A 10,521-nucleotide genomic window follows, 5' to 3' on the forward strand; every position below is an offset into this window, starting at 1 on the left:
TGTGTGCCTTGGGTGTGCGCGGTTTTGTTCTGCGCGCGCGCGCGCCCGGGGCGGGGCGCCGCGCGGTGCGGGCCCCCCGGCGGGCCCCCGGGGGGCGGGCCCCCGGGGGGGGGCGGGGCGCGCGGCCGGTTCCGGGTGCCGCGTCAGCACCGCCCAGCACGACGTCAGCGCCTGCGTGCGGCCAGGTCCACCGAGGCCGCGACCCGGGCCGCGACGTCCTCCGCGTACGTCGCGTCCGTCCGGTCGAAGGCCCGGCGGCTGGAGGTGCGCAGGAAGGTGACCACGCCGAGGGTGCGGCCGCGGCTGCGCAGCACCGCGCACAGGCCGTGCACCGCGCCCTCCGGCCATTTGCGGGCCGCCGCCCACTGGGCCGCCCCCGACTCGTCCGAGCGTCTCGCGCTCGCCCGTACCGAACCGCAGCGCTCGGCCGCCTGGAGCGCCGGATGGCCCTCCGGATAGGCCAGCGGGATGCCGCCGGGGACGACGGGCGGGCAGGGGCCGGGGGCGCCGGTGGGCGTGGCCGCCGCCCGGACCAGCCGGATCCGGTCGGCCGGGGCGCCCGGCGGCGGGTCCAGGACCAGGTCGATCAGGGCGTGGTCGGCGAAGCCCGCCAGTGCGAAGTCCAGGTGGACCGAGGCGGCCTCCATCGGGTCCTCGCACTCGGCCGCCGCCCGCGCCGCCCGGTGCAGCTGGTTGCCCCGGAAGCGCATCCGGGCGCTCTCCTGCTCCTGGCCCTTCACCTCCGTCACGTCCTGGAAGATCCAGGCCACTCCGAGCGGCGCCGGTTCCTCGGTGAGCGGTGAGGCCAGCCGGAGGAAGCCGCTGCGCCAGCAGCGGCGCCGCGCCGCCGCCCCGGCCTCGACCCGGTCGCCGCCCTCGCCGCGCACCGCCTCGTCGTCGTCGAGCAGTTCGTAGCGCACGCCCTCCGCGCCCTCGAGGCCGTCCGCCGCGTCGGCGTCGGCGTCCCGCAGCGTCACCCACAGCTCGGTGGGCGCCGGGGGCGCGCCCTCCGCCAGGACGTGCTGGAGCGCGGCCTCCGCCTCCTCCACGCCCTGGTCCAGGAAGTCGCCCAGCGGCCGTCCGGGCGCGGCCTTACGGGCGGTGCGCAGCGCGCCCGCCGCGTTGGCGTTGACGACGGCCACTCGCAGATCCGCGTCGACGAGGACCACGTTCCAGGACGCGTCGTCCAGCAGCGCCTCGCTCAGCGCGATCGACCGCTCCAGGTCGACCTGGGCGTGCACCTCGCTGAAGGCGCAGTACACCCCGGCCGGGCGGCCGTCCGCGCCCGGCACCCCCGAGGACTGGGTACGGACCAGGACCCGGCCGCCGTCCTTGGTCAGCAGCGCGAACTCGTGCACCCGGCGTCCCGTGGCGCCCATGGCCTCCGTAAGGCGCGCCTCGACGTCCCGGGCGTCCCCCGGGCGGGCCGCCCAGCCGCCCAGCCCCTTGCGGCCGACCGCCTCCGCCGCCGTCCAGCCGAGGATGCGCTCGGCCTCGTGGTTCCAGTGGGTCACCGTGCCGTCGGCGTCGAACGCGCACAGGGCGGCGTCCATCCCGTCGAGCAGCGCGGCGAGCAGTTCGGAGTCGGGCCGCCCGGGGCCGTCCGGACAGTCGGGGTGGCCGGACGCCGACGGGGCCGCGCCCGGCTGTCCCGGGACCTCCCGCGAGGACCGGGCGGAACGCGCTGGACGTGCGGGTTCGGAACGTTGTGAAGCGCTCACCTGACACCCCTTGCTGGACGTGGCTGTCTGTGGTGGGGCACGTCGGACATTGAACTCGAACGTGACACGCGCCACACCGCATTCGTCGAAATCGTTGCCTCACGGAAATTCGCTTGTGTGTGGCAGGAGGGGGTTCTTAGTGTGTCGGTACACGAGAAGGGAGGTGGTTCGGCAGATGTATGAAATCCGGACGCGTGAGGTGACTGCGGGCTAGCAGTCCGTCGTCGCGCTCAGCGCATTCGCCGGACAGGCGCACCAGAGGTGCGCGGCCGGCCAATCCCAAGCAGTCACCCAACCCGCGGGTCGCCGGTACGTCCGACCGGCCCCCTTCCGCCTCAGGGCGTCAGGGGAGAGACCCGCGGGTTGTCCGCGTTCTCAGAGCGTCTCAGAGCGTTCTCAGGGCCGAGTCCCGAGAACGAGGCGGCCCCGCACGAGGCACTTACCGGCCATCGGCGCTCCCCTACACGGACACAACGCCCTTACGGCCGTCGGCGCCCCTCCTTACGGGCACAGCCGCCCCCTTACGAGCGCAACCGCCCCACTACGGGCGCAACCGCCCCCTTACGACTACGAGCACAGCCGCCCCACTACGGGTACAGCCGCTCCACCCGCCAGCCGCCCTCCTCCTCGGGCAGCCGGACGTACCGCAGCCGGTCGTGCAGCCGGTTCTCCCGGCCCTGCCAGAACTCCACCGCCTCCGGCACCACCCGGAACCCGCCCCACTCCGGCGGCACCGGCACCTGCTCGCCCGGCGGATAGCGGTCCGCCAGCTCCTCGTACGAGCGGTCCAGCTCCTCCCGCGAGCCCACCACCGTGGACTGCGAGCTCGCCCACGCCCCCAGCTGCGAGCCGTGCGGCCGGGTGCGGAAGTACGCCGCCGTCTCGTCCCGGCCGGTGCGCCGCGCGGTGCCCGTCACGATCACCTGCCGGGCGATGGGGTGCCAGGGGAAGAGCAGGGCGACATGCGGGTTCTCGCCCAGCTCACGGCCCTTGCGGGAGCCGTAGTTGGTGTAGAAGACGAAGCCGCGCTCGTCGAAGCTCTTCATCAGGACCGTGCGGGAGCTGGGGCGGCCCTGCGCGTCGGCCGTCGAGACGACCATGGCGTTCGGCTCGAACAGCCCGCTGCCGACGGCATCCTCGAACCACCGGGTGAACTGGCGGAACGGATCACCCGCCAGGTCCGCCTCGTCGAAGCCGGCCGCGCGGTAGTGCTCGCGCATGGCGGCCGGGTCGTACGTACGCGCGGAGGAAGCCGAGGGCTCCGAGTCAACGTGAGGCACGGGCATATCTTGCAACATCATCGGTCCGTCGCACGGGCGACCCCGGAAGAGCGCTCTCCCTCCCCCGCCCCGGCACCCCGTAACCCTCCCGCGTTCCGGAGGGGATGTGCCGCTTCTCACGCTTCCCCATGGGCAGCGCACGCACCAGACTGAGCGGACCACGCGCCGCCTGTTCGGCGCCTGGGCAGGCACCACCCCCCGTGTCCCGGAGGTCACTCCCCGCCGCGGTTGGGTGACCACCACCCGCACGGGGCACACCACGGAGTGACCGGTACGGACCGCGAGCCGTGTCAGGCGGCCGCGTAACCGTTCCGGCACCGTCCGCCGCCGACCGTCGTCCGCATCATGAGGAGCCGCCTGATGTCCGACTTCGTACCCGGACTCGAAGGAGTCGTCGCGTTCGAGACGGAGATCGCCGAACCCGACAAGGAAGGCGGCGCGCTCCGCTACCGAGGCGTGGACATCGAGGACCTGGTGGGCCATGTCTCCTTCGGGAACGTCTGGGGTCTGCTGGTCGACGGCGCCTTCAACCCGGGACTGCCGGCCGCCGAGCCGTTCCCCATCCCGGTCCACTCCGGGGACGTCCGGGTCGATGTGCAGTCCGCGCTGGCCATGCTCGCGCCCGTCTGGGGTCTCAAACCGCTGCTGGACATCGACGAGCGGCAGGCCCGTGAGGACCTGGCGCGCGCGGCGGTGATGGCCCTGTCCTACGTGGCCCAGTCGGCCCGTGGCCAGGGGAAGCCGATGGTGCCGCAGCGGGAGATCGACAAGGCCGGAACCATCGTGGAGCGCTTCATGCGGCGCTGGCGCGGTGAGCCGGACCCCAAGCATGTGGCCGCCGTCGACGCGTACTGGACCTCGGCGGCCGAGCACGGCATGAACGCCTCCACCTTCACCGCCCGCGTCATCGCCTCCACCGGCGCCGATGTGGCCGCCGCGCTGTCCGGCGCGGTGGGCGCCATGTCGGGGCCGCTGCACGGCGGCGCGCCCTCCCGGGTGCTCGGCATGATCGAGGAGATCGAGCGCACCGGCGACGCCACCCGCTACGTCAAGCAGGCCCTGGACCGGGGCGAGCGGCTGATGGGCTTCGGCCACCGGGTCTACCGCGCCGAGGACCCACGGGCGCGGGTGCTGCGGCGCACCGCCAAAGAGCTGGGCGCACCGCGCTTCCAGGTCGCCGAGGCGCTGGAGCGGGCCGCCCTGGACGAGCTCCACAACCGCAGGCCGGACCGGGTGCTGGCGACGAACGTGGAGTTCTGGGCGGCCATCGTGCTGGACTTCGCCGAGGTCCCGGCGCCCATGTTCACCTCGATGTTCACCTGCGCCCGTACCGCGGGCTGGAGCGCGCACATCCTGGAGCAGAAGCGGACCGGCCGTCTGGTGCGGCCGTCGGCCCGGTACATCGGCCCCGGCGCGCGCAGCCCGCACGAGGTCGACGGCTACGGGGACACCGCCTCGCGGTAGGTCAGCCCGCGGTAGGCCAGCTCGCGGTAGGCCAGCTCGCGGTAGGCCAGGAGGCGGCCGGGGCGGGGTGATCGCCGGCCGGGTCGTCGCCGGCCGGGTCGTCGCCGGCCGGGTCGTCGCCGGCCGGGTGGTCGTCCGGGTCCTTCGGGGTCAGGATCCCCTCCAGGATCCGCGACCACTGGGCCACGACCCGCTCCCGGCGGTGGCCGTCGTCCGTCAGCAGATTGGCCAGTCCCAGGCCCCGTCCCATGTCGAGCAGGCCCTGGACGGCCTCCCGGACGCCCGGCACCGACTCGTCGGCACCCAGCAGCTCCACCGCCATCCGATGCGTCTCCCGGCCGATCTTCGCCTCCAGGGCGGTCACCCGGGCGCCCAACTGCTCCTCGTACGAGGCCGCCACCCACAGCTGGAGGGCGGCCCGGAAGAGCGGGCCGGTGTACAGGGTGACCAGCGCCTCGACCACCGCGGGGACGCGGCCCTCCCCGTGTGGGGCGGGGAGGCCGCGCACCTCGGCCGAGCGCTCCTCGGCGACATGCTCGACGGCGGCCGTGAAGAGGTCCTCACGGGTCGGGAAGTGGTGCTGGGCCGCGCCCCGCGACACCCCGGCCCGCTCGGCGACCACCGCGACCGTGGAACCGGCCCAGCCGCGTTCGGCGAGGCAGGCCACGGCGGCCTCCAGCAGCCGCCTGCGGGTGGCGCGGCTGCGGTCCTGCTTGGGGTCGCGCAATGCCGTACGGGGGGTCATCGGGACGCCCCGGCGGGGCCTGTGGCCCCCGTGTCCCCTGCGGCCGCCGCATCCGGTGCCCGTCCCGCGTCCGGTGCCGCCCCCGCGTCCGGTATCGCCCCCGCCTCGGCCGCCGTCCCCGCGTCGGAAGCCGTCTGCCGCACCCACGCCGGGTCGCGCCGCTCCAGGAACGATGTCATGCCCTCACGCGCCTCCTCGGAGGCGAAGAGGCGGGCCGACAGCGCGGCCAGCGCCTCGCCGTCCCGGTCGAAGGCGCGCAGCACATCGGCGGTCACCAGCCGCTTGGACTCGGCCAGGCCCTGCGGGGAGCCGCGGCGCAGCCCGTCCAGGACGGGCGCCAGCGCCTCGTCCGCGTCACCCTCCGGGTCCGCGAGCGTCACCAGCCCGATCCGGGCCGCCTCGGCGGCGTCGAACCGCTCCCCCGTGAGGTAGTAGCGTGCCGCCGCGCGCCGGTCCAGCCGGGGCAGCAGCGGCATCGAGATGACGGCCGGGGCGAGGCCGAGCCGCGCCTCGGTGAAGGCGAAACTGGCGCCGCGCCCGGCCGCCGAGATGTCGCAGGCCCCGAGCAGCCCGAGCCCACCGGCCCGTACGTGCCCGGTGACGCGGGCGACCACCGGCTTGGGCAGTTCCACGATCGACCGCAACAGATCCACCAGACCGGACGCCCCGGACGCCGAGGGCGGTTCGCTCAGATCCGCGCCCGCGCAGAAGGTGGTACCGGTGTGGGTGAGCAGCACCGCCCGCACTCGGTCGTCCCGCCCGGCCGCCGCCAGCGCCTCGCGCAACTCGGCGACCAGGCGCGAGGAGAGGGCGTTGCGGTTGTGCGGCGAGTCCAGTGTGAGGGTGGTGATCCCGCGCGCGGAGGCGACCCGTACGAGGGGCAGAGGCGCGCCGGACGGGGTGGGCCCTCCAGTCGGTGGTACTCCGGTCGGCAGTCCTCCGGCCGTGAGGTCTCCAGTCGGCGACCCCACGGCCGCAAGGCCGTCGGCCGTGGAGCCGTCAGCCGCAAGGCCGTCGTTCAGCGGGCGGCCGGTCGTGGGGGCGGCCGTGGGGCCGGTCGTGGGGCCGTCGGTCATGGGGCGGTCGAACTCCTTTCCCTGGCGCGCAGTTCACGCCTGAGGATCTTGCCGGTGGCCGAGCGCGGCACGGCGTCCGTGAACTCCACGCGGCGCACCTTCTTGTACGGGGCCACCTGTCCGGCAACGTACGCGATCAGCTCGTCCTCCGAGATCCGGGTCCCGGGCCTGGGCACCACATACGCCTTGGGGATCTCGTTGCCCGCCCCGTCCGTCACCCCGATCACGGCGGCGTCGACGACGGCCTCATGGGCGAGCAGCACGGCCTCCAGGTCGGCCGGTGCGACCTGATAGCCCTTGTACTTGATCAGCTCCTTCACCCGGTCCACCACATACAGCCAGCCGTCCGCGTCCACATGCCCGACGTCGCCGGTGTGCAGCCAGCCCTCGGCGTCGATCATCGCGTCGGTGTCCTCGGGGCGGCCCAGGTAGCCCTTCATCACCTGCGGTCCGCGGATGACGATCTCGCCGTCCTCGCCCACGGCCAGGTCCGCACCGCTGTCCGGGTCGACGATGCGCATCTCGGTGCTCGGCAGCAGCTTCCCGACGGTCCCGGGCGGGGCGTTCTTCGCGTCGCGCGGCACCAGATGGGAGCCCGGGGACAGCTCCGTCATCCCGAACGCCTGCAGCAGCGGCGGTACGCCGAGCCGCTGGGCGCACGCCTCCGCGAGCCGGGCGTCCAGCGGGGCCGCCGCGCTCAGCACATACCGCACCGACGAGAGGTCATGCCCATCCACCGCCGGATGCTTGGCGAGCGCGAGCACGATCGGCGGGGCCACATAAAGCGCTTGGGCGCGGTGCTTCTCGATCGCCGCGAGGAAGGTGTCGAGTTCGAAGCGGGGCAGCACGATCACCGTGCCGCCGTTGCGGAGCGGTGCGTTCATGAGCGCCGTAAGGCCGTAGCTGTGGAAGAACGGCAGAACGGCCAGCACCCGCTCCCCCGGCCGGTTGGGCACCAGCGTCTCCACCTGCGCGAGGTTGGTGGCCACGTTGCGATGGGTGAGCATCACGCCCTTGGGGGTGCCGGTGGTGCCGGAGGAGTACGGCAGGACGGCGATGTCCTCGGCCGGGTCGATCTCCACCACCGGTTCGGGCGCGGTGCCGCTCAGCATGGAGCGCAGCGAGCGATGGCCGCTCGCCTCGTCGCACACGAAGATCTCCCGTATCCCGCCGGCACGTTCGGCGGCCTGCCGGGCCACGCCCAGCAGCGCCGAGACGGTGATGATCCAGGACGCGGCCGCGTCCCGGAGCTGCTTGGCGAACTCCTCCGGTGTGGCCAGCGGATGCACCGTGGTGACCGCGGCCCCGGTGCGAGTGGCGCCGTAGAACGCCGGTGGGTACATGATCGAGTTGGGGCTGTGCAGGGCCACCACATCGCCCTTGCGCACCCCCGCCTCGGCCAGCGCGGCCCCGATCCGGCGCGTCGCGCGGTCCAGCGCGGCATAGCTCAGGGCCGCCCCGGTCACGCCGTCCACCAGCGCGGTCAGGTCGCCGAACTCCTCGGCCGCGCGGGCCAGTACGGCGTCGTGGATGGGCAGATCGACGGGCGGTACATCGGGATACTCGCTGCGCAGCACCATGGCCGTTCCCCTCAGCTCGATGGACCTACCTGTCCGTTCTGCCCTACCCGCGAGCTCCCTACGACTGCGGCGGGCCCGGCGCCGACTCAGCGGGGCCGACGCCCGCCGCGTACGACCTGAGCCCGCCGCGTACGACCTGAGCCCGCTCAGTACGACTTGAGCCCGCTCAGTACGGCCCGGCGCCGCCCGCCTCGCCGCTCAGTACGACTTGGGCAGGCCCAGGGTCTGGTGGGAGACATAGTTGAGGATCATCTCCCGGCTGACGGGGGCGATCCGGGCCACCCGGGCGGCCGTGATCAGCCGCGCCAGCCCGTACTCGGCGGTCAGGCCGTTGCCGCCAAGGGTGTGCACGGCCTGGTCCACCGCCCTCACCGCGGCCTCCCCGGCCGCGTACTTGGCCATGTTGGCGGCCTCGCCCGCGCCCGCGTCATCGCCCTCGTCGTACAGGTACGCCGCCTTCGCCATCATCAGCCGGGCCAGCTCCAGCTCGATATGGGCCTGGGCGAGGGGGTGGGCGATCGCCTGGTGGGCGCCTATGGGCTCCTTCCACACCTGGCGGGTACGGGCGTAGTCCACGGCCTTGTCGAGCGCGTAGCGGCCCATGCCCAGCGCGAACGCCGCCGTCATGATGCGCTCCGGGTTGAGCCCCGCGAACAGCTGGAGCAGCCCGGCGTCCTCGTCGCCCACCAGGGCGTCGGCGGGCAGCCGTACGTCGTCCAGCACCAGCTCGAACTGCTTCTCCGCGGCGGCCAGTTCCATGGGGATGTGGTGGTGGGTGAAGCCGTGGGTCTCGCGCGGGACGATGAACAGACAGGGCTTGAGCTTCCCGGTCCTGGCATCCTCCGTGCGGCCGACGATGAGGATCGCGTCGGCGTTGTCCACACCGGTGATGAAGACCTTACGGCCGTTGAGTATCCAGCCGCCGCCCTCGTCCCGGCGGGCGGTGGTGGTGATGCGGTGCGAGTTGGATCCGGCGTCGGGCTCGGTGATGCCGAAGGCCATGGTGATGCTGCCGTCGGCCAGACCGGGCAGCCAGCGCTCCTTCTGCTCGGCGGTGCCGAACCGGGCGATGACGGTGCCGCAGATGGCGGGCGAGACGACGAGCATGAGCAGCGGGCAGCCCGCCGCGCCCAGCTCCTCCAGGACGATGGACAGCTCGGTGATGCCGCCGCCCCCGCCGCCGTACTCCTCGGGGAGGTTGACGCCGAGGTAACCCAGCTTTCCTGCCTCGGCCCACAGTTCGGCGGCCCCCTCGCCCTCCTGGGGGCCGCCCGGGGCGTGTCCCTTGGCGAAGGACGACACCGCGGCGCGGAGCGCCACGCGCTCCGGGGTGTCCACGGGCGTGTGCGGGCTGGTCATGGACGGCTCCTCCCACGTGCGTGCGTTGTGCGGGCCACGTGCGCTGTGCTGTGCGGGCCCCTTGCGGTGCGTTGCGCGGTCCAGCTGTGACGCGTCGCGTCGCGGGCCGCTGCGATGCCGCGCGACCCGTACGGACCGCACGAGCTGCGCGGCCCGTACGGACTGCCCGGCCCGTGCGGTGGGCGGGGCCGGGTCACTCGCCCGCCGCCACGACGGCGAGCAGGGCTCCGACCTCGACCTGGCGGCCGGGGGCGGCGTGCAGGGCGGTGAGCACCCCGGCGGCGGGCGCGGTGACGCGGTGCTCCATCTTCATGGCCTCCAGCCACAGCAGGGGCTGTCCGGCCTCGACCCGGTCCCCGACCGCCACCTCGGCGACCCGCGCCACCGTGCCCGGCATGGGCGCCAGCAGCGAGCCCGGTTCGGTGCGGGCGGTGGGGTCGGGGAAGCGGGGCAGCGCGGTGAACACATGGCCGCCCTTTGGCGTGTCGACATAGCGGCGGTCCCCATAGGCCGTCACCTCGAACGTCCGCCGGACCCCGGCCACGACAAGGACGACCCGCGCCGGCTCGGCATCCCGCCCCGGCTCGGCGGCCCGTCCCGGCTCGGCATCCCGCCCCAGCTCGGCGCCCAGCAGCCGGACGTCGGAGAGGCCCTCCGCGAGCAGCCCATCACGGGTGAGGCGGTAGCGCACCTCGTGCTCGGTGCCGCCCGGTTCGGCGCGGTAGCTCCTCAGCTGCGGCTGGGAGGGCACATTGCGCCAGCCGCCCAGCCGCCCGGCCACGGTCGCCGGCCGCCGCGCCGCGTCGGCCAGGGCGGCGGCGAGGGCGGCGAGCGCAGCCGCCTCGTCACCATCGGAGTCACCATCGGAGTCGCCATCGGAGGGAGCGGTCAGCTCGGGCAGATGGCGTTCGAGGAACCCGGTGTCCATACGGCCCGCCACGAACTCCGGATGGCGCAGCGCCCGTACGAGCAGCTCCCGGTTGGTCACCGGACCGTGGATCCGGGCCCGCTCCAGCCCGTGGGCCAGCCGCCGCACCGCCTCGGCCCGGGTGGGGGCCACGGCGATGACCTTGGCCAGCATCGGGTCGTAGTGGACGCCGATCGCGTCGCCGCCGTCCGGCCCGGAGTCCACCCGCAGCCCGGGTACCTCCAGCCGGTGCAGGATCCCCGTCTGCGGCCGCCAGTCGCGCGCCGGGTCCTCGGCGTACAGCCGCGCCTCGACGGCGTGCCCCCGGGGCGCCGGGGGGTCGGGGGCGAGCCGCGCCCCCGCCCCGATCCGCAGTTGCGGCGCCCCCA

The 10,521-nt window shown here is 74.2% G+C and carries 7 protein-coding genes and 1 pseudogene; 1 reads left to right on the forward strand and 7 read right to left on the reverse strand.

The features are described from left to right. Positions 1 to 164 precede the first annotated feature (164 nt). Both ACFXB5_RS09120 and pdxH read right to left on the reverse strand, forming a co-directional pair. Positions 165 to 1,721, reverse strand: a complete 1,557-nt coding sequence (locus tag ACFXB5_RS09120; RefSeq protein WP_385204362.1) for a PAS domain-containing protein — start codon at positions 1,719 to 1,721, stop codon at positions 165 to 167. Between the two features lie 587 nt (positions 1,722 to 2,308). After that, on the reverse strand, positions 2,309 to 3,007 hold the full coding sequence (pdxH, locus tag ACFXB5_RS09125) for a pyridoxamine 5'-phosphate oxidase (RefSeq protein ID WP_385204365.1): 699 nt from the start codon (positions 3,005 to 3,007) through the stop codon (positions 2,309 to 2,311). Between the two features lie 354 nt (positions 3,008 to 3,361). Between pdxH and ACFXB5_RS09130 the strand changes: the two genes are divergently transcribed. Further along, complete coding sequence (locus ACFXB5_RS09130) at positions 3,362 to 4,465, forward strand: citrate synthase 2 (protein ID WP_385204367.1); 1,104 nt, start codon at positions 3,362 to 3,364, stop codon at positions 4,463 to 4,465. Positions 4,466 to 4,616: 151 nt separating this feature from the next. Here ACFXB5_RS09130 and ACFXB5_RS09135 read toward each other — a convergent pair. The 5 genes and pseudogenes from ACFXB5_RS09135 to ACFXB5_RS09155 form a co-directional block, all read right to left on the reverse strand. Further along, positions 4,617 to 5,210: pseudogene (locus tag ACFXB5_RS09135) on the reverse strand (TetR/AcrR family transcriptional regulator); the annotation flags it as partial. Continuing rightward, positions 5,207 to 6,094: an enoyl-CoA hydratase family protein gene (locus tag ACFXB5_RS09140; RefSeq protein ID WP_385204421.1), complete on the reverse strand. Its 888-nt coding sequence runs from the start codon at positions 6,092 to 6,094 to the stop codon at positions 5,207 to 5,209. The gene ACFXB5_RS09140 and the pseudogene ACFXB5_RS09135, both read right to left, overlap by 4 nt. Positions 6,095 to 6,282: 188 nt before the next feature. After that, a complete protein-coding gene (locus ACFXB5_RS09145) occupies positions 6,283 to 7,866 on the reverse strand; it encodes a 4-coumarate--CoA ligase family protein (RefSeq protein WP_385204370.1) in 1,584 nt (527 codons plus the stop codon). 198 nt (positions 7,867 to 8,064) lie between these two features. After that, positions 8,065 to 9,225 carry an acyl-CoA dehydrogenase family protein gene (locus ACFXB5_RS09150; protein WP_385204373.1) on the reverse strand — a complete coding sequence of 387 codons (1,161 nt, stop codon included), beginning with the start codon at positions 9,223 to 9,225 and terminating at the stop codon, positions 8,065 to 8,067. A gap of 193 nt (positions 9,226 to 9,418) precedes the next feature. Continuing rightward, the coding region (locus ACFXB5_RS09155; RefSeq protein WP_385204376.1) for a biotin/lipoyl-containing protein at positions 9,419 to 10,521 on the reverse strand (1,103 nt) is incomplete at its 5' end.

The sequence above is a fragment of the Streptomyces sp. NPDC059455 genome, assembly GCF_042750115.1.
Lineage (GTDB): Bacteria > Actinomycetota > Actinomycetes > Streptomycetales > Streptomycetaceae > Streptomyces > Streptomyces endocoffeicus.

Bases quoted from the DNA above. Each gene is read 5' to 3' on its own strand.
- pdxH (WP_385204365.1), bottom strand. From the start codon at position 3,007: ATGCCCGTGCCTCACGTTGACTCGGAGCCCTCGGCTTCCTCCGCGCGT.
- ACFXB5_RS09130 (WP_385204367.1), top strand. From the start codon at position 3,362: ATGTCCGACTTCGTACCCGGACTCGAAGGAGTCGTCGCGTTCGAGACG.
- ACFXB5_RS09150 (WP_385204373.1), bottom strand. From the start codon at position 9,225: ATGACCAGCCCGCACACGCCCGTGGACACCCCGGAGCGCGTGGCGCTC.
- ACFXB5_RS09145 (WP_385204370.1), bottom strand. From the start codon at position 7,866: ATGGTGCTGCGCAGCGAGTATCCCGATGTACCGCCCGTCGATCTGCCC.